This window comes from Sphingomonas sp. FG14 (assembly GCF_057809675.1).
In genome coordinates this window covers 18,871-42,542 of sequence record NZ_JBMDKK010000027.1, presented here as the reverse complement: position 1 = coordinate 42,542, position 23,672 = coordinate 18,871, and the positions used below count along the sequence as shown (strand labels likewise).

The following is a 23,672-nucleotide window of genomic DNA, read 5'->3' as shown; positions in this document are numbered from 1 at the left end:
CCCGATCGCCGCATAATTTAAGCCGAATGGCCTCCGGCAATCCCGGGGCGGTTCATGTCGCGATGAGGGCTTCAACTGTCGCGGCGGACGAAGATACCATGAAACGCTGCTTTCCTGCTCCGGCTGTTGCTGGCGCGCCTCGTTCACCCGCTCACACGTCAATGGCGTGAACAGAAACACTGTGACGCGTTGGCCGTAAGCTGGCCCCCGAAGGCGATATAGGAATGGTCCAGGCTCCCTGCCATGAGCTGGAATGATGTCTCTCGCCCGAATACCTATGCACCGACCGGCTAGTCTAATGACAAGCTCCCACTGCGCCGAACTTCTCTCGTTTTCCCCCGGAGCTGCGAGCCGGCGAGTTTGGACAGGATCAGCGGAAATCACGCGAACGGACCCTTATGCCGGGATCAGGCGGTGGCGTCAGCGATCTGCGATCCCACGATACCAGATCACGGGGATCGCACCGCAGCGGATGTTTGGCCACGTCAGCGCGACTAACCCGGTAGATATCGGCGACATCCGTGCGTGTGCCAACGCTGGCAAGGAGCGGCGACAAATCATCGAGCCGCTGGGCGACCACATGGATCACCTCGCCCTCGCGCTGCACCTGGCCTCGCACGCCCATCATCGACGCACCCAGGACGGCGCGCCGATGCTTCTCGAACACGTTGGTCCATACCACCAGGTTGGCGACGTTCGTTTCGTCCTCCAGCGTGATGAACATGACGCCCTTGGCGGAGCCCGGCTTCTGTCTGACCAGCACGATCCCCGCGAGATTGATCCAGCGGCCGTCTTTCATGGACTGCAGCTCATCGCAGGTGATCATCTTGCGATTGCGCAATTCGTCGCGCAGGAACGCCAGCGGATGAGCCCGCAGCGACAGGCCAGAGGCCCGATAATCCTCGACCACTTCCGCGCCGGCGCCCATAGGCGCAAGGATGACCGTCGGCTCGATCGCTTCCTGGCGTAGCTTGCCTTCACGTTCGTCCGCCGCAGCGAACAAGGGCAATGCTGCATTGCCGAGCCCCTTAACGCTCCACAGTCCCTCACGCCGATTGTTCCCCAATGAGCCGAACCCATCGGCTTCGCCGATCCGATCCAGAGCGCCGCGCCCCACGCCGGCACGCCGCTGGATTTCCTCGACGCTCTCATAGTGTTGATCGGCGCGCGCCGTGACGATCGCCGCGGCATCGCGGTTGGCGAGCTCATTCACCATGCGAAGGCCCAGCCGAACGGCGAGATAGCGGCCGCCCGTTGGCTCAAGGGTGCAATCCCAGCGGCTGTGATTGACGTCGATCGGGCGGATCTCGACGCCATGCTGACGCGCGTCGCGGACGATTTGGGCCGGGGCATAAAAGCCCATGGGCTGGGCATTTAGCAGCGCGGCGCAAAACACATCTGGATGATGGCATTTCACCCAACTGCTGGCGTAGGCGATCAGCGCAAAGCTCGCGGCGTGGCTTTCCGGGAAACCATAGGAGCCGAAGCCCTCGATCTGTTTGAAGGTGCGCTCCGCGAATTCCTGATCGTATCCGCGCGCGACCATGCCATCGATCAGCTTGTCCCGAAAATGTGAGACGCCGCCTGTCAGCTTGAACGTCGCCATCGCGCGCCGAAGCAGATCCGCTTCGCTCGGTGTGAAGCCAGCGCATTCGATGGCCACGCGCATCGCCTGCTCCTGAAACAGCGGCACCCCCAAGGTCTTCTCGAGCACGCGCCGCAGTTCCTCGGTCGGATAGGTGACGGCCTCCTCGCCGTTGCGCCGGCGACGATAAGGGTGGACCATATCGCCCTGGATCGGCCCGGGGCGCACGATCGCCACCTGAATGACCAGATCATAGAAGGTGCGCGGCGCCATCAACGGAATGGACGCCATCTGTGCGCGGCTCTCGATCTGGAAGACACCCAAGGTATCGGCCTTGCGGATCATCGCGTAGGTCGCCGGATCCTCGGCGGGGATGGTCGCGAGATCGAGCTTCAGGCCCTTGTCATTCTCCATGAACTCGAACGCCCGCCGCATGCACGACAACATGCCCAGCGCCAGGACATCGACCTTCATGAAGCCCAGGAGATCGATATCGTCTTTGTCCCATTCGATCACCTGTCGATCTTCCATCGCAGCCGGCTCGATGGGCACCAGTTCGTCAAGCCGATCGCGCGTCAGCACGAATCCGCCAGGATGCTGCGACAAATGGCGCGGCGTATTGATGAGCTGACGGGCCAATTCCAGGGTCAGCACCAGGCGCCGGTCGGCGAGGTCCAGATTGAGCTCTTCCGCGTGTTTTTCCTCGACGCCATCCTGGCTCCATCCCCAGACGGACCCGGCCAGACCCGCCGTCATGTCCTCGCTCAGGCCGAGCGCCTTGCCGACTTCGCGGACCGCGCCCCGCGCGCGATAGCGGGTCACGACGGCCGTCAGCGCCGAGTGCGTCCGCCCATAAGTCTCATAAATCCACTGGATCACTTCCTCCCGGCGCTCATGCTCGAAATCGACGTCGATATCGGGCGGCTCGCGCCGCTCGGCCGACACGAAACGCTCGAACAGCAATTCCGAGCGCACCGGATCGATCGAGGTGATGCCCAGCACGTAGCAAACGGCACTGTTCGCGGCCGACCCACGTCCCTGGCAGATAATCTCGCGCCGCCGCGCTTCGGTCACGATGGAATGGACGGTCAGGAAATAGGGCGCATACTCAAGGTCCGCGATGAGCTTCAGTTCGTGCACCAGTTGCGAGCGCACCTTGTCATCGACCCCCTCGGGATAGCGGTCGGGGGCTTTCTCCCAGGTCAGCCGCTCCAGCTCCTCCTGCGGCGTCCGGCCGGGCACATTGATCTCATCCGGATATTGGTAACGGAGCTCCTCAAGGCTGAAACTGCACCGCGCTGCGATCTCGAGCGTGCGAGAGACGGGCGACGCATCCTTGAGATAGCGACGGAACAGCCGCTCCATTTCCTGGCCGGTCTTGAGATGCCGATCGGCGAACCGCTCGCGCCGAGCGCCCAATTCGTCGATCGTGCATTTCTCCCGGATGCAAGTGACAACATCCTGCAGCATGTGGCGCTCCGCCGCGTGGTAGAGCACGTCATTGGTCGCGACCGTAGGAACGCGAGCCGCAGCCGCCAGGTTCGCGAGATCACGCAGCCGGATCGCATCTTTCGGTCGCCGCCGGATCGTCAGAGCCAGATAGGCACGGTCGGCGAAAATCCGTTTCGTCCGCGCAAGGGCGGCCTCGGTGCCGACGTCTGCCCGGTCAGGACTCAGGATCGCGATGAGCCCGTCATTCCATTGTTCGACATCCGACCAGTCGAGATGACAGGCTCCCTTGCCGCCGCGTTCTTTGCCGATGCTGAGCAGTCGGCACATTCGGCCATAGGCTGCGCGATCCGTCGGATAGAGCAGTAGCGCCGTGCCGTCGCTCAGATCGATCCTGCATCCGATGATGGCACGAACGCCGGTGGTCCGTTCGGCATCCCAGGCCCGGACGATGCCGGCGACCGATCCTCGATCAACGACGCCGAGAGCAGGCAATCCGAGCAATGCGGCCGCGGCGAACAGCTCCTCGGGGGATGATGCGCCCCTCAGGAAGCTGAAGTGCGTCGTAACCTGCAGCTCGACATAGTTGGCGTCGACCTCGCTCATGCGAACGCACCGTGGATGAACCAGCGCATGGTGCCCGTAGCCGGATTTACGCCGTCACCGAGCCGGAACAGCCAGTACCGACCGCCTGTCTCGGTCTCGACCTGATAATAATCCCGGACGATCAGCGCCTTGTCGGCCTCATTGCCGCTCTCGCGCCACCATTCGCCGTGCAAGCGTTCCGGACCATCGCCTCGGGTCACCCGATAGCGCTTTCGACGCCACACGAAGAGGCGAGGGGCATCGTCTGGCAGCAGGGCGACCACGTCGATTGGCTCGGGTCGATCCAACATGCGGGCGGGGCGAGGGAGGTCATCGTCCCACTGGGCGCCGCTATCTTTCGCAAGGGCGGGCATCGTGGTGATCGAGCGCTCAGGCATACTGCTCGCGTGCGGTGCCGCCCGATGCAGGCTCCGTGGACCAAAACGGTTGGCGAGCGCATCGACCAGAGAGGCGAGGTTCGGCCCGCGTCGCGGGCTTTCCAACCCTTCATCCTGTTGGGCCGCGAGCGCGTCAGCCAGCGGCGTCACGAGGGTCATTGCCTCAATGCCAAGCCCTGGCTCGACCGTCTCGATCTTAGCGCACAGCAATTTCGCGAGATGGCCTGCGTCGCGGGATGCGGTTGCGGTCCCGATGCGGATCGCCTGATTGTGGCCGTCCACACGGTGGAAATAGCAATCCAATCGGCGAGCACCCTTGCCGATACAGGTGAGCTGCCCCACCACATCGGCAACGAGATCGCCGATCACCTGGGCGAAGGCTTCAGGTGTCGCGATCGGCTCCATGAAACCTCGACGGGCCCGCGGCAGATGTTCAGGGTAGATCGGCTCGATCGGCTCGGGCACGAAGCCGAGCGCCTGATCCAGCCGCCGATGCAATTCGCGGCCGAACCGTTTGGCGAGAGGGCCGCGCGGCGCACCGATGAGCTGTTCGATCCGCTCAAATCCGAGCTTGCGCAAACCTTCGACCTCGCGTCCTGGCAATCGCAACGCCGATATCGGCAGGATGGAAATGGCAGTGCGGTGTCCGCCCGGCTCGATCGTGACCGGCCGGCCGGCGGGTACATGCCGCGCAACGGCATGGGCGCAGCCTGCAGTGTCGGCCACAGCGATCTGCAGAGCCAGCCCCGACGCGGCAACACGGCGATGGAGATCCTTGAGCAGCGCCTTCTCGGTGCCAAAGAGACCCGCGCAGCCGGTGATGTCGAGCCAGATTCCGTCGGGCGCATCCGGTGATACGAAGGGTGAGTATCGGCGGCCCGCCCATAGCGCGAGATCGCGAAGTCCCTGCAGGTCGCCCTCCGGGTCGGCATCGACGACCTGCAATTCAGGGGCAAACGCTCGGGCCTTCGTCACGGTCATGCCGACGCGGACACCGAGCGCCTTAGCCTCGGCATCGACGGCAGCAATGACTTTCCTGCCGTGATCGGGCACCGCGGTCACCAGCGGAAGATCAAGGACCAGGCCGTCACGGCACTCAGGCGACAATTTTGCGATCTTCCGCCGCAGCCGGTCGGTCGACCAGTGCGGCAGGAAGAGCGATACGACCCGTCGCATCGCACGCCTCCACGATCCAGGCGTGCGGATTACCACCGCGCACACGTTCCAAATCCACATGCCAGCGAGGGCGACCCAGGCTCGGCAGACCGAGATCTTCGCTTGGTGAAGCGGTGATCCGCCAGCGTGTCATCGCTGCCGTCCCTTCGGCGACCTGTTCGGCCTTCGCCGCGCGACGAAACACGAAGGCCGCTACACCCGAGCTTTCCGCCGCCAATTGCAGGCGCTTCGATGCAGTAGTCGAATATTTCCCGACTTCGCCAACCACACCGGCGATGCCAGGGTGATGCAGGCACTCCTCCATCGCGAGCAGGACATTGGTGTCGCTGCCGGCCTCGACATAGATGACCCGATCTGGATGAAGACCGGCGAGATGAAGGGCAGGGGCAAACAGGTCGCGCCAGCGCAGGCACCAGAAGACGGGACCTTCCATTCGCGCCAGGATTCCCGCCAGAAAGACCGTCGCACTCGCCTCGTCCGCGAGATCGGGACTGCCCATCATTTCATGGAGAGCACCTGCAGCAATGCCTCCGCCCGGCAATCGCTGATCCAGTTCGTCGATGCCGAACGGGATCGCTTCGCGCTGAACGCCTACGCCCTCGATACGCGCGATGCGCGCTCGCAAATCTTCAAGGACGGTTGATTGACGCATGGCATTCAGGAGACTCGGGACTCGTTGATTCGTTCCTTATTTGTTCCTGTTCCCGGCGATGAGTCAAGCAGCTCAAATGCACCGCTTCCGAAGCCTGTGGAATCCGCCAGAAAAAAAGCGCCTTCGGTCCTTTGTGGGATTCACATCCACCAAAGTGCATAGTAGATTCATGCTATGTTCCATCAGGCAGACCTATTCGAAGCATCCGTCGAACCCGCGCGAGGGATGGACACGCCGGGGCTTTTGGCGGCGATCGCCGCAGCTTCGCCGCGGCCAAAATTCTCCTACATGCTCCTCCAGCTCCTGGAGGAAGTCGCTGACGAAAAGGGCAGGGCTGGACCGAGCGTGATGGTGAACGGCGACGCCGTGCCTGTCCGCGACTGGCTGTGCGATGCGCTGGCTCCGATCGCGCAGCGTACACCCTGGCGCCGTTCGACGATCGAAACCGTGCGGTCGGCACTTGAGCAGGCTGACGAACTACCGGCCGATCCGACACAGGCTGACCGTGTCATTGAAGAAAGGGTCCGTGAGCGGGTTCGCCAATCGGGCCGCTGCAATGTCAGCCGCGCAGTGTCGGATCTATGTCGGGGCGGCCTCCTGCGACGCCACTATCAGGGCTATCGGGTGGATCATCAAAATCGCGGCGCCCAGCGCGAGGCAGTCTACACGATCATGCCGGACACCTTGGCGGCGCTACGCCGGCGATGAGCTGCCGCTGATCGCAAGATCGGCTTCTACTGCGGTCGCGCGCATCAGGCGATCGGGCATCTCCAACAACTTCACGGCCGCCGCGGTGATCGCTTCGGCTTCGGTGGGATAGGATTCGGCCGAGCTGATCGATACCCCATCGGGCAATGCGACCGTTGCCTGAAATCCGTTGCCTTTAGGTGTCGCGCTCAATCGGACTTCCATGAAAGGTCTCCGCGTTGTATCGGGACTGATATTCTTATAAGATATTGATATTTAACATAATTCTTATTATCGCTCTAAGAATTTGTAAGCGCAACTTCGAAAAGAGACACCTCCGCAATTTCCAAATGAGACTCGTCTCTTGAGGACGCCCCTGCCGCGATCCAATGCTGCTCTTCGAAGCCCGACTTATCCCGCCAACCAGCGGACGGTCAACTTAGCTGACCGTCCACTCCTCGGTAGTGTAGCCTTCGTGGCCCGCCGTTAACTCTGGACAGCGGCGTCGATCTTGGATCGTTGATCACGGCGGACTTGCCACCGAGCAGCAAGAGCCGTGATCGCCGGCAAAACGAGCAATGTGAGCACGGTCGAGGTGATCAGTCCGCCGATGACCACGGTCGCGAGCGGCCGCTGGACTTCGGCACCCGTACCGGTTGCCAATGCCATCGGCACAAATCCGAGACTGGCGACTAACGCCGTCATCAACACGGGGCGCACGCGCTGCATCGCGCCACTGACGATGGCGTCTTCCTCGCCCGCCCCTTCTTCGCGTCGCTTGCGGATCGCGCTCATCATGACAAGGCCGTTGAGCACCGCCACGCCCGACAGCGCGATAAACCCGACCGCCGCGGTGATCGAAAACGGGATGCCGCGCAGGAGCAGCGCGAACACGCCGCCGGCGAGCGCCATCGGCACCGCGCTAAAGACGATCGCTGCCGGCACGAGCCCGCCGAGTGCCATGTAGAGCAGTGCGTAGATGGCAACGAAGCAGATTGGCACGACGATCAGCAAGCGCAGCCGGGCCGATTGCAGGCTTTCGAATGTGCCGCCCCAGGCTGTATACATGCCGGGCGGAAGATCGAGGTTGCCGATCTTCGCCTGCGCTTCCTGCACAAATCCGCCCAGATCTCGGCCGCGGACGTTGACCTGCACGACCACCATGCGCTTGCCGTTCTCGCGGCTGATCTGGTTCAGCCCCTGGGTGTAGCTGAACCGCGCCACTTCGCGCAGCGGGATCGAGCGGGCAATCTGGCCATCGGCCGCGGGCAGCATCACCGGGATGGCGCCGAGCGTTTCAAGATCGTCGCGCTGGGCGTCGGGCAAGCGAACGACCACCGAGAATCGCCGGTCACCTTCAAACAACAGCCCCGCCTCACGGCCTCCCAGTGCTGCGGCGACGGTACTGGCGACCTCCTCAACCGTCAGTCCGTAGCGCGCCGCCGCGAGCCGATCGATCTTCACATCGAAGGTCGGCGCACCGTCAGTCTGTTCGGCGCTGACGTCGCCCGCGCCGGGTATCGTGCGCAATACGCCGGCGATGCGCTTGGCCTGCGCGCTCATCGCATCAAGATCGTCGCCGTAAAGCTTGACCGCGACATCGGCGCGCACGCCCGCGATCAGCTCGTTGAACCGCATCTGGATCGGCTGCTGGATCTCGGTGCGGTTGCCGATCAGCGGCTTCATCCGCTCCTCGATCCGCCGCAGGATATCCTCCTTGGATTTGACCTCGGCGGGCCATTCGCTCTCGGGCTTGGGGATCACATAGGTGTCCGAGGCATTGGGTGGCATCGGGTCGGTGCCGAGATCGGCGTTGCCGTTCTTCGAGAAGACCAGCGCCACCTCGGGCAGCGTCTTCAGGGCGTTTTCGATCTGCAGCTGCATCTGGGTCGACTGGTCGATCGATGCGGAGGGCACGCGGAAGTTGGTGACGGTGATGTCCTTCTCGTCGAGCTGCGGCATGAACTCCTCACCGAGGAACCCGAACGCGAACACAGCCGCGGCAAACACGCCGACCCCACCGAGAATGAACGGCATCGGGCGCGCGACCGCCTTGTCGAGCAGCGGGGCGTATTTCTCCTTGAACCAGCGGATCGGCTTGACCTCGGTCTCGCTGACCCGGCCCTTGATGACGATCGCGATCATGGCGGGCACGAAGGTGATCGACAGCACGAATGCGCTGGCCAGCGCGACCATGAGCGTGATCGCCATCGGCGAGAAGGTCTTGCCCTCGACCCCCTGGAAGGTGAGCAGCGGCACGAACACGAGGAAGATGATCAGCTGACCATAGACGGTCGGCCGGACCATCTCCTGCGCCGCCTCGATCGTCTCGCCCATCCGCTCCTCGAGCGTGAGCAGACGGCCTTCATGCTCCTGCCGCTCCGCAAGGCGCCTGAGCGCATTCTCGACGATGATGACCGCACCGTCGACGATCAGGCCGAAATCGAGCGCGCCGAGGCTCATCAAATTACCTGATACGCCGAGCCCATTCATGCCCGCCGCCGTCATCAGCATGGTGATCGGGATGACCGCCGCCGTGATCAGCGCGGCGCGGACATTGCCGAGCAGCAGGAACAGGATGACGATGACGAGCAGCGCGCCTTCGACCAGGTTCTTCTCGACCGTGGCAATAGTCGCGTTGACCAGTTTCGAGCGGTTATAGACCGGCTCGGCGAAAACGTCAGGTGGAAGGGCCTTGTTGATTTCGGTGAGCCGCTCGGCCGCGCTGTTGGCGACGATGCGGCTGTTCTCGCCGACCAGCATCAGCACAGTCGAGATGACCGCTTCCGATCCCATGCGGCTGCCCGAACCGGTCCGCACCGCGCCGCCGATGACGACCTGACCGACATCCTTGACGCGCACGGGGACGCCCGCGCGGGTCGCGACGACGGCCTGCTCGATCTCGTCGATCGATCTGAGCCGCGCATCGGCGCGGACGAGGAAGCTCTCGCCCGCGCGCCGGACATAGTTGGAGCCGGCCGAAAGGTTCGCCTTCTCCAGCGCATCGGCGAGGTCGGTGATCGATAGGCCGTAGGTCGAAAGCGCATTGAGGTTCGGCTCGACCAGATATTGCTTCACATAGCCGCCGTTTGAATCGACGCCGGCGACGCCTTTCACGTTGCGCATCTGCGGACGGATGATCCAGTCCTGCACCGTGCGCAGATAGGCCGCCTTGGCGAGTTCGGTGGTGAGCCGCTCGCCCTCGGGCGTCAGGTAACTCCCGTTGGACTGCCAGCCGGGCTTGCCGTCGGTATGTTCGGCGCCGCCCTTGCCGTCGGGATGCCGGAACGCGACCGAATAGAAGAAGATCTCGCCAAGCCCGGTGCTGAGCGGTGCGAGGTTGGGCTGGATGCCGGCAGGCAGGCTGTCCTTGGCCTGGGCGAGACGCTCGGTTACCTGCTGTCGCGCGAAATAGATGTCGGTCGTGTCCTCGAACACCGCCGTCACCTGGCTGAAGCCATTGCGCGAGAAGGACCTGGTCATCTGCAGGCCCGGAATTCCGGCGAGCGCTGTCTCGACCGGGAAGGTCACCTGCTTCTCGATATCTACCGGTCCAAGCGTCGGCGCAAAGGTGCTGATCTGCACCTGCCGGTTGGTGACATCGGGCACCGCGTCGATTGGCAGCTTGGTGATCTGCCAGGCGCCGAACGCGACGACCAGCAGGGTGAGACACGCAACCAGCCAGCGGCCGCGCACCGAGAGTTGGAGGATGCGGCCGATCATTCCGCCGACTCCTTCTCGAGTTCGGCCTTGAGCAGGAAGGCGTTGATAGTCGCAATCGGCGTGCCGGCCTTTAGCCCAGATACGATTGCAACCAGTCCGCCGCTGCGGCTGCCGACCTCCACATTGGTCGCCTTGAAGCCGTTCGCCGTGCGGACGAACACGACCGTTCGGTCGCCGACGGTCTGGACCGCGTCCTGCGGCACCATCACGCCATCCTTGGCGGCGCCACCGCTGCCGAAGATGCGGGCCTGTATGAGCTGGCCGGGTGCCAGCATCGACACGCCGGCACTTGGTTCGATGACCACCGTCGCACCGCGCGTGTCGGGATCGACCACGCCCGTCGAAGACCGCACCCGGCCTTCGATGATCTGGCCGTCAGCCAGGCTGAGTTCGACGCGATCTCCCGCACGGACACGCGGCGCATCGGCCGACGGCAGGCTCGCCGTGATCTGGAGACGGCTGGGATCGGCCACTCGGAACAGCTCGGTCTCGGCCGAAACGAACTGGCCAAGGTTGGCGGGAGCTGCGGTGACACGACCTGAGACCGGGCTGGCTACCACCACCGATCGCCCGTCACGCGCGACCCGCGTTGCGCCGGCGGCAGCGCTGGCGCGCATTGCGTCGGCGCGGGCGACCGCGAGGTTGGCTTCAGCCGTTTCATAGTCCGCGCGCGGCGAGACGCCCTGCGCGAGCAGGCTGCGCTCGCGCGCCAGTTGCCGGGCCGCGAGCGTCACCCGCGCGGAGGCAGCAGACTGGTCTGCGGCGATCGCCGAGGCATCGCGACTCTCGACCAGCGCCAGCGTCTCGCCGGCGCGAATGGGATCGCCGATCCGCTTGAAGATGCGGCTCACCGTGCCGGCGGCGCGCGAGGTCAGCACCGCCTCCGCGTCGGGCGTCGCCTCGAGCGTTGCGGATGCCGCGATCGCCGCGTCGAGTTCGCCCGAGGCAGCGGGCGCGACCGAGATCTGCGAGGTCTTGATCGCCTCGGCGGTCATCGCGACGCTGTCCGATGGCGCGGCCGATTGTTCGGCGGCTGCTTCGACCTGTGGTGTGGGAGCGGTCAGGCGAGCAATGCCGAACCCGGCGCCGGCAGCCAGCACGAGCGCCAGCGCAGCGCCGGCAGTGAGTTTCTCATTGGCGTTCATTGGATGGGTTCCCCCGTGATGGTGCGGCCAGCGAGGCGGGCTAGGCGTGCGCGCGCTTCGAACCGGGCGGTTTCGGCGTCGAGAACGGTGCTGCGGGCGGTGCCGAGACCGTGGCGGGCGGCGAGCAGTTCGACGAGCGGCGACTTGCCTGCCTCATAGGCGATGCGGGCGAGACGATAGGTCTCGTCGGCGGTGGCAAGCGCGCCGCGCGCGGCGGTCACCCGGCTTTCAGCGGCGGAGAGCTCGGCGGCCGCCGATTGCGCTTCGGCACGGGCCTCGGCGCGTAGCACCGCAAGCCGGGCTTCGGCGGCATCGACCTCGGCGCGCGAGGCGGCGATGTTGCCGCGGTTGCGGTCGAACAGGTGAAGCGGAATGGTCACGCCGCCGAGCACCGCGGTCGCACCCTCATATTCCAAGCGGCGCACGCCCACGCTCGCGGTGATGTCGGGTGTCGCACGGCGGCTTTCGACATCGAGCCGGCGCGCTGCGGCCGCGCGTTCGGCTTCGGCGACGAGCAGCGCGGGACTGGCCGTCGGATCGACTGGGCCAACCATGTCCGGGCTGGGACCGGTATCGAGCAGCGATTCAGCGAGGCTGGCAAATGGCGCATCCGCTCCGACCAGTGCCGACAGCCGGACATAAGCGGAGATGCGGTTCGCTTTGGCGAGATCGAGCTGGGCGCTGACCTCGTTGAGCGCCGAGCGTGCCTGGAGCGCGCGGAGCCGCGTTTCCTTGCCCGCACCGACCAGCGCTTCGGCTGCCTTCAGGTCGCTCTGCGCTTCCTCGACTTCGTCTTCGGCAAGGCCAACGCGCCGGTCACCGATTTCGGCGGCGGCGTAGGCGCGTGCGAGATCATAGGCGAAAACGACCCGGGCATCGCGGTCGCGAGCACGCGACGCGACCACGCCGGCTTCTCCGGCAGCGATCCGTGCCGAGCGCTTTCCGCCCAGTTCGATCGGCTGGCTATATTGCAGCGTCGTCTCGGCGCGCCCGAACCCGGAATAGGGTGACGATCCCGCCACATTCTCGGTCATCACATTGATACTCGGATTGGGCCGTGCGCGCGCCTGATCGCGCAGCCCTTCGGCCTGGCGGACGCCGGCTTCGCTTACCGCGAGCCGCGGAGCGTCCTCGCTTTCACGCAGCAGCGTGGCGAATGGCGGCGCTACCTGCGCATAGGCGCTCTGGGCGACCGCCATGAGGCAGGTCGCGGCCAGCATGCCGGCAACCGCACGCCGCGGCAGCCGGCCTCGAAAGGCTTGCATCGGTATTTCCCCTTGAAGGCTTGAAGATCGGGCGCGCCAGACGGGCGCGCGACTTCAGCCTCGCGGGGGTCTCAGGAGTCCGTCGGGGTGGATCGCGCCGGGCGCCTGCGGGCCGGCAATGCTCCACTGGAGCGGCACCGGCTTGAGCATCGCAGCCAGCACGGGCTGGCGCGGTACATCGATCGTCTGGATCACGGCGTGCGCCGCCATGTGCAGGACATCCGCCATGTCGGGCGTCTTGCTTGGCGCATGCTCGTGATGATCGCGATCGACACTGGTTGCATGAACTGCGGCATGGCTGTGCGGCATGCCATCGTGCCACGTCGATAGCGCCAGCACGCCGATCATTGCGAACAACGCCATAAGCGCGGCGACGCGCCCGAGCGCGCCACCGGAGCCGAAGCGCCGCGTGGAGATCGACATTGCTGTCATACGACAAGACCTATCGCGAGAGCTGTGAACTCACAAGACGAACGCGCGATCATTGGCGCGGCCAATGCTGGTGCAGATCGTCGATCACGAAGACATGGCTCTGGTTGCCGCCGCTATGATCTTGGCGAAGATGCGGATGGTCCGGGCCAAGCGTCTCGTGATCATGCGCGATCTCTTGCGGATCGCTCTTCGGCCATAGCGCGACGGCTGCAAAGAACCCGATCCCGGAGAGACCTGCCATCGCGGTCAGCGCCGCGGGCATTCCAATCGTCGCGCCAAGCTGGCCGACCAGCGGATAGGCGATCAGCCAACAAACATGGCTGAGCGCGAACTGGGCGGCGAACAGCGCGGGCCGGTCTCCGGCGCTGGCCGAGCGACGCAGCAGGCGCCCCGATGGCGTGACGCTCATCGAATAGGCGATGCCGAGCAGCGGCCATGTGAGCAACAGCACCGTCCAGCCAATCCGCCCGCCGCCCGCGGTCGCGCCCCATGTGGCGAGGCCGGCGAGCATGACGGTCAGCAAGGCGGCGGCACTCACCATCACCGCGCGATCGGCAATACGATCGAGAACGCGCGGCAACAGCAGCGCCGCGAGCATCGAGCCGCCGCCATAGGCGGCAAGCGCCAGGGCGACCTGCGACTGGCCGAAGCCGAGTCCGCGGACGATGACGACGGTGTTGACGATGACCATCGCGCTCGCCGCGGCCGCAGCAAGCGTCACCGCGAGCAGGCCGCGCAGGCGCGGTGTCTTGAGATAGATACGGATTCCGCGGGTCGTCTTGTCGTAGATGCCAGTATCGGCCTTCGGTGAAGCGGCGCTCCTGGCGAGGCCTGATGAGACCACCAAAGCCGCCGAGGCGAGGAACCCGATCGCGGTCCCCGAGAACAGCCAGTGGAAATTGATGATCGTCAGCAATGCCGCCGCGAGCATCGGGCTGGTCAGGCTCTCCATGTCATAGGCCAGCCGGGACAGCGACAGAGCGCGGGTATAGTCGCCCTCGTCGGGGAGCACGTCGGGGATGGTTGCCTGGAACGTCGGCGTGAACCCTGCGGACGCGGCCTGCAGCACGAAGATCAAGACATAAACCTGCCAGACCTCGCTGACGAACGGCAGGCAGATCGCGACCGCCGCGCGGACCAGATCGAGCGCGACCAGCAGCGCCTTGCGCGGCACGCGGTCGGCGAACGCGCCGGCGATCGGACCAACGCCGATATAGGCGACCATCTTGATCGCCAGCGCCGTGCCAAGCACCGCGCCCGCATCACCACCGGCGATGTCATAAGCGAGCAGGCCGAGGGCGACCGTCGCCAGGCCGGTCCCGACCAGCGCGATGAGCTGGGCGAGGAAAAGATGACGATAGGTCCGGTTGGCGAGCACGGTAAGCACGCCCGCCCCATATCCCCCTGGGGGGATACATGTCTATCCCCCCAGGGGGATATTTTCTCGACAGTCGGTCGCCTGCATGCGATGCTATCTCATGGCCCACTATGCACACTCCAATCATCCGGCGATCATCAAGCGGCTGAACCGTGCCGCTGGTCACCTGAAAAGCATCGTCGGGATGATCGAGGAGGAGCGGCCGTGCGTCGATATCGCGCAGCAGCTCCAGGCGGTCGAAAGCGCGATCGCCAGCGCGAAGAAGGCACTGATCAACGATCATATCGACCATTGCCTCGTCCATGCCGAGGAGGGTGAAGGACCGGCGGAGGCGATCGCGCAGTTCCGCGCGATCTCCAAATATCTCTGACCAATGCGCTTTCTTGCGCAGAGCTTTCTTGACAGTCGCGGGCTCCGGAGGCTTATTCGCGGCATGGGGATCGCGATCACCCCATGAGGCGACAGGCTGAAGCATCGCGTCCTTCTTGATAACTCAAGGACGCATCATGCCTGCGCTCAATTCCATCCAAGTCGACAAACTATTTCGCCTGATCGGCACGCCCAAGGCGCCGGTCATCATCGATGTTCGCACCGACGAAGACTTCGCCGCCGATCCGCGCCTCATTCCCGGTGCGATGCGCCGACCCTGGGCCGAGGTCGCCAACTGGGCGGGCGGCTTCCGCGGCAGGCCGGTCGTGGTCGCGTGCTGGCAAGGCCACAAGCTCAGCCAGGGCGCTGCCGCATGGTTGCGGCAGGATGGCGCGGAAGCTGAAGCACTCGACGGCGGCGTCAAGGCGTGGGTCGATGCCGGTTATCCGCTGGTGCCCGAAGCGATCCTGCCAACGCGCGATCCGCAGGGTCGTACCGTGTGGGTCACACGCGCGCGGCCGAAGGTCGATCGCATCGCTTGCCCTTGGTTGATCCGCCGCTTCGTCGATCCGAACGCGGTCTTCCTGTTCGTTGCGCCCGGCGAGGTGGTCGGGGTCGCAGACCGGTTCGGTGCGGCGCCGTTCGACATCGAGGGCGACGGCATCCGCTGGAGCCACGACGGCGATCGCTGCACCTTTGACGTGATGCTCGACGGGCTCGGCCTGGCCGGGGTCAAGCCGCTTGCCCATCTCGCCATGATCGTGCGCGGCGCCGATACCGGGCGTCCCGATATCATTCCCGAGGCAGCGGGGCTGGTCGCGCTGTCGCTCGGTCTGTCGCGCATGTATGCCGACGATCTCGAACAACTCGACGCCGGAATGCTCGTCTATGACGCGCTCTATCGCTGGTGCCGCGATGCGACCGGGGAGACCCATGACTGGGTCTCGCATCAACCGAAAGGCGCGCGCGCGAAGCCGGTGACGGCATGAGCACCGCATCCGTGGAAGTGGGCGTCGCGTCGTCGCGGCAGCCGGGACCGGTCGCGCCGGTCACACTTGGCGAAGCCTTCTGGGTCTGGCTGCGCATCGCCGCGCTCTCGTTCGGCGGTCCCGCCGGGCAGATCGCGGTGATGCACCGCATCCTCGTCGACGAGAAACGCTGGATCGGCGAGCATCGGTTCCTGCACGCGCTCAACTATTGCATGCTGCTTCCCGGTCCCGAGGCGCAGCAGCTCGCTACCTATATCGGCTGGCTGATGCACAAGACGCGTGGCGGCATTGTCGCCGGCGCGCTGTTCGTGCTGCCCGGCGCGGTCTCGATCATGGCCTTGAGCTGGATCTACGCGCTCTACGGCCGGGTCGGCATCGTCTCTGCCTTGTTCTTCGGCCTCAAGTGCGCGGTGCTCGCGGTGGTGTTGCAGGCGGTCGTGCGGATCGGCAGCCGCGCACTCAAGAACACCATCATGCGCGGGTTGGCAGTGCTGGCATTCCTGCTCATCTTCTTCCTCGGCGTGCCGTTCCCGGTCATCGTGCTCGGCGCTGGCCTGATCGGCTATTTCGGTGGGCGCGCGGGGATCGCCGCGTTCCAGGTCGGCGGCGGGCACGGCGCGGCCAAGGGCGAGATCGTCGAGGATGCCGACACGCTGCTCGGCGAGGCGCTGCCCGCGCACGCCAATCCCACGATTCGTCAGTCGCTGCGCCAGGCGGTCGTCTGGATGGTGCTGTGGCTGGCACCGGTTGCGGTGCTCTTATTGCTCCTCGGGCGGACCAATGTGTTCAGCCAGATCGCCACCTTCTTCTCGACCATGGCGGTGGTGACGTTCGGTGGTGCTTACGCGGTGCTCGCCTATGTCGCGCAGCAGGCGGTCGAGGGCTATCACTGGCTCAGCCCGACCGAGATGCTCGACGGTCTCGGTATGGCCGAGACGACGCCCGGACCACTGATCATGGTGCTCCAGTTCGTCGGGTTCATGGGCGCCTATCGCAATCCGGGGATGCTCTCTCCGTTGCTCGCGGGGACGCTCGGCGGACTGCTCGCAACCTGGGTAACGTTCATTCCCTGCTTCCTGTGGATCTTCCTCGGCGCGCCGTTCATCGAGCGGATGCGCGGCAACAAGGCGCTCTCCGGCGCGCTCGCGGCGATCACCGCGGCTGTCGTCGGCGTAGTGCTCAACCTTGCCGTCTGGTTCGCGATCCACACGATCTTCCGGCAGGTGCGGCCGCTGCGGGCCGGCCCGATCGAGTTCGACATGCCGATGCTGACCAGCGTCGATCCGTGGGCGCTCGCCATCTCGCTTGCGGCGATCATCGCCATGTTCCGCCTGAAGGTCGGTATCTGCCTGACGCTCGGCGGCGCTTCGGCCGCAGGCGTCGCCCTTCACCTCGCCGGGCTGGTCGGATGACCGGCCACAGCCATTTCCAAAGGAGACGCCCATGACTGACCCCACGATTGATCGCCGCAACCTTCTCGCCGCCGGCGCGATGGTGACTCTTGGTGCCGCCGCCCTCGGTTCGGCCGAAGCCGTGGCACAGGCTCCGGCCGCGGCCGGTCCCGCCGGCAAAGCGTTCGCGCCGCAGCCCGTTCCGCTGCCGTTCGATCCGAAGTCGATCACCGGCTTGTCCGAGCGGCTGCTCGTCAGTCATCACGACAACAACTACGTCGGCGCGGTGAAGCGGCTCGGGGCGATCAGCACGCAGTTCGCGGGGATCGATCCGATCAAGGCGCCGGGGTTCACGGTCAACGGCCTCAAGCGCGAGGAACTGATCGCCTGGAATTCGATGATTCTGCACGAGCTCTACTTCGCTGGCCTTGGCGGAACGTCGCGCCCGGGTCGCATGCTTGGCCAGCTGATCGAGCGTGACTTCGGCAGCTTCGATCGCTGGGCAGCGGAGTTCACCGGGATGGGCAAGGCACTCGGCGGAGGATCGGGCTGGGTGCTGCTCCAGTGGAGCCACCGCGACAACCGGCTGACCAACCAATGGGCCTCCGACCACACCGCGACCCTCGCCGGGAGCACGCCGCTCCTCGCGCTCGACATGTACGAGCATGCCTACGCGATGGATTACGGCGCCAAGGCAGGAGACTACGTCGATGCGTTCATGCGATCGATCGCGTGGAGCCATGCCGACACGTTGGCCAGCCATTTCGGTGGCGGTTAAAAAGACGCCCGCCAACGAAGCTTTCGCTCTGTCTGTTCAATATTGAGGGAGCTCATCGCAGAGCGATGGTTCCTTTGGTTTGTCGACAGCGAGCGTCGTTATGAGCCGGGGCAGCGTTGAGCTGTGTGGAGGGCTCCACACTGCCCCGGCTCATAACGACGGTTGGGCAGCCCTATCGCCAGCGAGAGTCTCGTTTCTAACTTGCGCGAGAATGTCTCTTTTCAAAATTGGTTTAACAGAATTTGCGATTGTGGCACGTGTCCGCATCGGCCTATTCCGGTTTGAATGCGAAGTTACTCAATGATATGATGTCGGCGGTAGAAAGTCGCCCATGTTTGATACGATCACATACGCATTCACCAAAGATCTACCCGGCGGCCCAATCTATAGGCCGGCCGATCCGATGCCGCATGAGATCAATTCCGACGAGAGCGATGACGATACTAGCGAGCTTTCGCGTGGCCGCCTGATCGGTGGCGTGATTTCGCTTGTCCTGCTCGTGGCGACGGGTGCCTATCTTTACCTGACGCTCTGACCGGTCCTTTACTTCCGCAAGTTCGGATCGGTGAAGAAACCGCGATTGAGTTCGCGGCCGACCTCGGATTGTAGATCAACATTCGCGCCACCGCGATTGTTACGGGCGGCTTCCGCTGCCGCCCGATCACCGTCCAGCTTCGCCTGTCCATCAGCGATCATGCGGGCAGCGGCGCCAGGGTCGCCGCCTCCCCCACCGCTACCGATCCCGCTAACCCCGCGCGGATTATAGGAGCCGCGCACATCGCCGGCGTCGAGATCGATCCGCGACACGTCGACCAGCGACGGGTCCTTGATATCGCCGCTGATCTCGGACCAAAGCGCGTCTCGTTTTTCCTGTGCCCACTGTTGAATCAATTGGTCACGGACCGCGCGCTTCTGCGGCGTTAAGTCGGTCGCCCAAAGCTCGGGCGCATCAAGGTTGGGATGAAGGGCCTGTTGCAGCCTGTACCATTGCGCAAGATCCTGGCTCATATTCTCGCTGAGCTGCATCCCGTGCGATTCGGCGAAGCTCGCATCGCGCGCGAGGGATTGCGATAGCTCTTCCATACGCCGCGCGGCCTCGGAATAGGATCGTGCCCGCGAAAGGGCGTCCTCGGTGCTCACCGAGGACGATGACGTCACCGATGACCGGCTGAACGAGCCTGAACGAACATAAGTGCCGTCGGATGTGCTAGCTCCGCTGCCGTTGGAGTGCTCGTCGCGCACACCGCTTGAAGACGAGCTGGAGCTGTCGGAGGAACGCGTTTGATCCGTGCCATAGCGAAGATTGTCGACCTGTTGCCCGGTCTTGCTGACCCCAAGGGAACCGCCGACATTGGGAAGAAGTCCCCCGCCGCCTGCCCGCCCACCGCCACCCTTACGACCTCCGCCGCCGCCGATGCCGCCATTGATCCCGCCGGTCACCTGATCGAGCGTGCCGGCTGACCGATCACGGCCCATCGAGATCCGATCGGTCAACCCGGTCGAGGAGCGCTCCTCTAGGCCCTGCGAGCTCGACCCGGTAACACGATCGAACTTCTCGACATTTGTATTTGCGGTGGACCCGCTTCCAGATTCAAAGCCTCTGGATCGCTCGGACGAGACCCCAAACGCACTTCGGTTCGTGTGTGTGCTGGTCAGAATATCCTGCGCGGCATTCTCCCACGCTTGCGCTTGGCGATGCGCCGCGCTCGACATTTCCCGCCATTCCGCGACGGTGCCGCTGTTCATGGTTGGCGTGAACCCCAGCCGCGAGATCGCGCCCGACATGTCGATGACATCTTGTCCATTGCCGAAGCCCGACACCACGGCGCCGTTGTCCTGGCGCCAACCCACGCTGGTCGCACCGCCCGTGAAACTCGGCGCAATCGACCATTGGTCGCTCTGGCGCATGTTCGACGTCGCATTCGCCCAGCTCACATTGCCGTAAGAATAGTTTCCCGTGGTCTGTTCCAGCGCGGCAGCCTCGGCGGCGTTCTGTGCCGGCGCAAGCATCGAGGTCGCCTGGCCCGCGATCGACATCGCGCCCCGTGCAAGACCCGCGGCGAGAAATGGGATGCTCATCAGCATGAAGCCGGCGATCGTCGCAGTCTCTCCATTCACGGCGCCGATGCCGGCATAGGTGCCCAGCGTGACGCCGCCGGGCGCGACCCCCGCGGCGGCGGCCTCGGCTCTTGTCATGCAGATCATGTGCAGGATGACATAGAGAGGCCCCCAGGCTGCGAGATAGAAGAAGCCCATCGCATAGCCCTTCAGGGTCGCGAGACCCGTTTGCGGCATCAGGAACAATGGGAATATCACCGGGAACATCGCGAAGAAGACCACGGTCAGCACGATGTTGAGGATGGGCACCCAGGCCATCGCCTGCTGTGCGATCGAATTATAAGTGTTGCGTGCCTGAATGTCGGCGCGGGTCTGCGCGAAGGTGTCGATCGTCGCCGCGCCCGATCCGCCCGCCATGCTGTTGCGGGCTTGCATGAAGGCGTTGATCGCCGTGTTCTGCCGCATGGAATCGCTGTAGTTGCTGCCCGAGCCGGTGAACGCGGCATTGGCGATCGGCAGATCGTGCCTCAGCTTGTCGGCCGCCAGCGCGTTGCTCAGCTTCGGGTAAAGCTCCTTCCCCCAGAACGGCGTGTTCGCCTCGATCATCGGCGCCCACCGCGCATTTAGCATGTCGTAAGCCTGCCGGCAGGTGACGATCGCGCTGGTGACGGTCCCATCGCCCTGCCGTTCGAGCCATTCCTGCGATCGGGCTTCCGAGCCGGGACCGATTTCCGCCCAGAGATCCTTCGATTGCGCCAGGACGGTCAGCGACTTCCGGTAGAGCATCACGTCCCCGAAGACGCATTTCTTGAAATGCTCCTCAAGATTGGTCGAGAACTCGGCATCGCGGATCACGAAGTTGCGAGTGGCGTCGAACAGGCGCGCGCCATAGACCATGCCGTTGGTCGAATAGTTGAGCTCGCTCGGCATCACGAAAACGGTCTCGGCCGTCCGCGTCAGCCAGTCGCCAATCTGCGTGGTGAAACTTGCCAGAACACCAAGCCCGAGCGGCACGTTCGCGACCGTTGCCGGTGCCAGTGACGGATTGATCCGGTCGGTGACCTTCACGTCGATGGTCGGCACCATGAGGCAGAGATAGATCGCCGTCGATTGCAGAAACCAGTTCATCCACACGCGAAAGTTCATCGTGAAGGCGACGACGAGCAGAGAGTAGATGAGCCCCATCACCATCACGACGCGGAGGAGCGAGCGGTATCCACCTCCCCCGGACCAGGCAGCGACGGCGTTGAAGGTGTTGACGAGATATTCCCCGCCCCCGACCGTAAAGACCTCGAGCATCGCGCCGGCTCCCCTGCCCTAATTCAGCCCTTGTGCGTTCAACCCGCGCGAGAAATTGAGCGCGGACGCCATGCCCGGCGTCATCGAATTCTGGAGCGTGGATTCGAGCATGATGCTGCGATCGATGATCTGCATCGTCACCTGCAGCTTGTTGGAGAGCTTCACGTCACGCTGCGCGAATTTCTGCCGCGTCGCAGCGATTTGCTGTTTCCACTGCGTCGCGGTGGCCTGGTCGAACGTCTGATAGTGAGTCTGCGCCTGCTCGACGCGATCGAGCATGTTATCGAGCATCGCGGCCAGCAGATCGACTGCGACGATCTCTGAGAGCGTTTCGATTTCGCCGTCGGTCAGCGCGTAATGCGCATAGGCCTGGACTGACAGGATCTTGTAGAGCGGTACGGTCGCGAGGTTGAGGAGCTGCTTCTCCGAACCGTCGAGCGCGGTGTCCGTCCTGATCTTGCTGCTCATCGAGCGGATCATCCCTGCGATCCGCGGCCGCAACGCCGACGAGGCCGGCACCGTCAGGGTCTGCTCACCGACATCGTAGCAATCCGTGTCGTTGCACTTGAGCATCTTCACCGCCGGTGCGTTCGCCGTGCCGTCGAGCAGCGCCGTAACCACCGCCTCCTCGGCGGGCCCGAACATGATGACCTTCCCGCCTACGCTCGGATCGGTTGATGGCGTGGTGATCACCGTGCCGACGAGCGTCATGATATATTCGGAGAATGACTGGTCGAACGCCCCGAATTTGGCGGACTTCTTCAGCGCCTCCCAAGTGTAGTTGTGTGGCTCGCCGACGAGCTGGTCCTTCATGCTCGCATCGGTATTGCCAGCGATTGTGCTGTCCCGGCGGTTGCCGTTGTTGCAGCCTTGCCGTGAAGCGGCCCAATCGGAGAATATGCCCTGGCTGTTGCCGACCGCCTCGCAGATCGTCGAGCGGGTGGTTTCCATCTGCGGCCAGATTCCACCGACCAGCGCCTGCGCCGTCTCGCAGCTCGATATATTCATCTGGTTGAGAAGCTGCGCCTTCTGGCTGAACTCATCCATTACCTTCCCGATCTCTGGCGAAACGGAATCGATCGCGAGCTTGAAGGCGAAACCAAGGGCATTGTTGGCGGTCGCCTTCAACATCGCCACGATTTCCGAGGCGTTGATGAAGGAGAAGCTGCCTGCGAACAGGTCGATGCCGCCGCAGCCCGCCCGCGCGCTCGGAAGCTGCAGATTGAACGGCGAGACGCTCTTCTGCGGAAAGCGGGTCCACACGTTGCCAAGCGAGTAATAGCCCGCGGACTGACCCTGGAATGCCGTCGGCCCGGTGACATTTGCGGCGCCACCGGCATCGTTGAAGAAGCCGTTCATCTCAGACGCGACATCAGCGTGCGCGACGCCGACGATCGCGAAATGGGAAGCTGCGATTAACGCCAGACCAGAGCCGAACTTCCGGCGCAGGACGCCCTTTTTTGCCTGTGTCATCAATAGTCGCTCCCGACCTTGGTGTTGGTCAGCATGAAGATGCGGTCCATGATTTCGTCGGCGCTGAGCACGCCGTAGCCGACCGGAATCGTCCGCTTGGTCTGGGTATCGAACAGGACCAGCGCAGGCGTTTCATTGCCCGGCACACCCATTCGTGCCCGCTGCCCGGAATCGACGACGTAATTCGGAAAATCCCTGCTCGGCCCGCCGTCCATGGATACGGCCATCACCGTCATCCGATGACTATCGGTGACCGATCGCAGGATCGGCGCGAACACCTCGCACGCGCCGCAACTTTGGGCATAGAAATAGAACAGCCCGTAGCGCTGGCCGAGGCTGGTGAGGACAGCATCGCGGTCGGCCTTCCGATTATCGAGCCACAGACGCTTGCCGACCGTCGAAACCGGGCGTTGCAGCGTATAGTCGAGGTCCGGGTTCTGCCAGAGCGCGCGTTGCCAGGTGTCCGAGAATGTCGACGCGCGATCGAGCTGTTCGCGCTGGAAGCGGATATAGTTGATGACGTTCGCTTCCGTCGGCTCGAGGATGGCCTTGGCCTTCAGCTCGTCGAGTTGCTTGGCGATCGCGGCGATCCGATCCGTGGCGCGATCCGCTTCGACAGGCGTCGCCGGCTTGGCGTTGTCCATCGGCTTTGGCTTCGCGCAATAGAACCACTGCCCCAGCCTGCGCTCGCCGCAGTAGAATTCGTCCGGCCGATCCTGCTCGATGGTATCATTTCGGGCCGCGGGCGCGTCCTGGGCAAGCGCGGGCGCCCAAATCGCCGCCGAGAGAGCTGCCGCAAGGATCACCGTCCGGTCAAGAATTGCCATGTTCCGTCCCTCC

The 23,672-nt window shown here is 64.2% G+C and carries 18 protein-coding genes; 6 read left to right on the top strand and 12 right to left on the bottom strand.

The window, feature by feature from the left end; translation table 11 throughout:
• Positions 1 to 370: 370 nt before the first annotated feature.
• From ACODTA_RS28565 to ACODTA_RS28555, 3 genes are read right to left on the bottom strand one after another with little or no spacing between them, the layout of a single operon-like run.
• A complete protein-coding gene (locus ACODTA_RS28565) occupies positions 371 to 3,640 on the bottom strand; it encodes an error-prone DNA polymerase (RefSeq protein ID WP_066701113.1) in 3,270 nt (1,089 codons plus the stop codon).
• The gene (locus ACODTA_RS28560) at positions 3,637 to 5,193 is read right to left on the bottom strand and encodes a DUF6504 family protein (protein ID WP_066701114.1); all 1,557 of its coding nucleotides are present in this window, start codon (positions 5,191 to 5,193) and stop codon (positions 3,637 to 3,639) included. The genes ACODTA_RS28565 and ACODTA_RS28560 overlap by 4 nt, the downstream gene beginning before the upstream one ends.
• Positions 5,114 to 5,845, bottom strand: coding sequence for an ImuA family protein (locus ACODTA_RS28555; RefSeq protein ID WP_066701115.1), 732 nt, complete (start codon positions 5,843 to 5,845; stop codon positions 5,114 to 5,116). Before ACODTA_RS28555 ends, ACODTA_RS28560 begins: the two co-directional genes overlap by 80 nt.
• A 174-nt stretch (positions 5,846 to 6,019) precedes the next feature.
• Between ACODTA_RS28555 and ACODTA_RS28550 the strand changes: the two genes are divergently transcribed.
• The gene (locus ACODTA_RS28550) at positions 6,020 to 6,553 is read left to right on the top strand and encodes a hypothetical protein (RefSeq protein ID WP_066701116.1); all 534 of its coding nucleotides are present in this window, start codon (positions 6,020 to 6,022) and stop codon (positions 6,551 to 6,553) included.
• Here ACODTA_RS28550 and ACODTA_RS28545 read toward each other — a convergent pair.
• The 6 genes from ACODTA_RS28545 to ACODTA_RS28520 all read right to left on the bottom strand — a co-directional run bounded on the left by ACODTA_RS28545 (position 6,539) and on the right by ACODTA_RS28520 (position 14,484).
• Positions 6,539 to 6,757: a hypothetical protein gene (locus tag ACODTA_RS28545; protein WP_066701117.1), complete on the bottom strand. Its 219-nt coding sequence runs from the start codon at positions 6,755 to 6,757 to the stop codon at positions 6,539 to 6,541. The two genes, ACODTA_RS28550 and ACODTA_RS28545, sit on opposite strands and share 15 nt — an antisense overlap.
• A gap of 261 nt (positions 6,758 to 7,018) precedes the next feature.
• Complete coding sequence (locus tag ACODTA_RS28540; protein ID WP_066701118.1) at positions 7,019 to 10,255, bottom strand: efflux RND transporter permease subunit; 3,237 nt, start codon at positions 10,253 to 10,255, stop codon at positions 7,019 to 7,021.
• Positions 10,252 to 11,400, bottom strand: a complete 1,149-nt coding sequence (locus ACODTA_RS28535; protein ID WP_066701119.1) for an efflux RND transporter periplasmic adaptor subunit — start codon at positions 11,398 to 11,400, stop codon at positions 10,252 to 10,254. Before ACODTA_RS28535 ends, ACODTA_RS28540 begins: the two co-directional genes overlap by 4 nt.
• Positions 11,397 to 12,665, bottom strand: coding sequence for a TolC family protein (locus ACODTA_RS28530; RefSeq protein ID WP_066701120.1), 1,269 nt, complete (start codon positions 12,663 to 12,665; stop codon positions 11,397 to 11,399). The genes ACODTA_RS28535 and ACODTA_RS28530 overlap by 4 nt, the downstream gene beginning before the upstream one ends.
• Positions 12,666 to 12,719: 54 nt before the next feature.
• Positions 12,720 to 13,097 (bottom strand): hypothetical protein, encoded by a 378-nt coding sequence (locus ACODTA_RS28525; protein ID WP_126516962.1) that lies wholly within the window; start codon positions 13,095 to 13,097, stop codon positions 12,720 to 12,722.
• A gap of 49 nt (positions 13,098 to 13,146) precedes the next feature.
• On the bottom strand, positions 13,147 to 14,484 hold the full coding sequence (locus ACODTA_RS28520; protein ID WP_066701122.1) for an MFS transporter: 1,338 nt from the start codon (positions 14,482 to 14,484) through the stop codon (positions 13,147 to 13,149).
• Positions 14,485 to 14,575: 91 nt separating this feature from the next.
• Between ACODTA_RS28520 and ACODTA_RS28515 the strand changes: the two genes are divergently transcribed.
• The 5 genes from ACODTA_RS28515 (at position 14,576) to ACODTA_RS28495 (ending at position 18,537) form a co-directional block, all read left to right on the top strand.
• The gene (locus ACODTA_RS28515) at positions 14,576 to 14,845 is read left to right on the top strand and encodes a metal-sensing transcriptional repressor (RefSeq protein WP_066701123.1); all 270 of its coding nucleotides are present in this window, start codon (positions 14,576 to 14,578) and stop codon (positions 14,843 to 14,845) included.
• A gap of 136 nt (positions 14,846 to 14,981) precedes the next feature.
• Positions 14,982 to 15,833 carry a chromate resistance protein ChrB domain-containing protein gene (locus ACODTA_RS28510; protein ID WP_066701124.1) on the top strand — a complete coding sequence of 284 codons (852 nt, stop codon included), beginning with the start codon at positions 14,982 to 14,984 and terminating at the stop codon, positions 15,831 to 15,833.
• On the top strand, positions 15,830 to 17,245 hold the full coding sequence (chrA, locus tag ACODTA_RS28505) for a chromate efflux transporter (RefSeq protein WP_066701125.1): 1,416 nt from the start codon (positions 15,830 to 15,832) through the stop codon (positions 17,243 to 17,245). The genes ACODTA_RS28510 and chrA overlap by 4 nt, the downstream gene beginning before the upstream one ends.
• 31 nt (positions 17,246 to 17,276) lie before the next feature.
• On the top strand, positions 17,277 to 18,002 hold the full coding sequence (locus ACODTA_RS28500; protein WP_083216031.1) for a superoxide dismutase: 726 nt from the start codon (positions 17,277 to 17,279) through the stop codon (positions 18,000 to 18,002).
• A gap of 331 nt (positions 18,003 to 18,333) precedes the next feature.
• Positions 18,334 to 18,537 (top strand): hypothetical protein, encoded by a 204-nt coding sequence (locus ACODTA_RS28495; RefSeq protein WP_066701126.1) that lies wholly within the window; start codon positions 18,334 to 18,336, stop codon positions 18,535 to 18,537.
• A gap of 8 nt (positions 18,538 to 18,545) precedes the next feature.
• Here ACODTA_RS28495 and ACODTA_RS28490 read toward each other — a convergent pair whose 3' ends face one another.
• From ACODTA_RS28490 to ACODTA_RS28480, 3 genes are read right to left on the bottom strand one after another with little or no spacing between them, the layout of a single operon-like run.
• A complete protein-coding gene (locus ACODTA_RS28490; protein WP_066701127.1) occupies positions 18,546 to 21,359 on the bottom strand; it encodes a conjugal transfer protein TraG N-terminal domain-containing protein in 2,814 nt (937 codons plus the stop codon).
• A gap of 18 nt (positions 21,360 to 21,377) precedes the next feature.
• Positions 21,378 to 22,832 carry a conjugal transfer protein TraH gene (locus ACODTA_RS28485; protein ID WP_066701128.1) on the bottom strand — a complete coding sequence of 485 codons (1,455 nt, stop codon included), beginning with the start codon at positions 22,830 to 22,832 and terminating at the stop codon, positions 21,378 to 21,380.
• Complete coding sequence (locus ACODTA_RS28480; protein ID WP_083216030.1) at positions 22,832 to 23,659, bottom strand: conjugal transfer protein TraF; 828 nt, start codon at positions 23,657 to 23,659, stop codon at positions 22,832 to 22,834. The genes ACODTA_RS28485 and ACODTA_RS28480 overlap by 1 nt, the downstream gene beginning before the upstream one ends.
• Between the last annotated feature and the right edge of the window lie 13 nt (positions 23,660 to 23,672).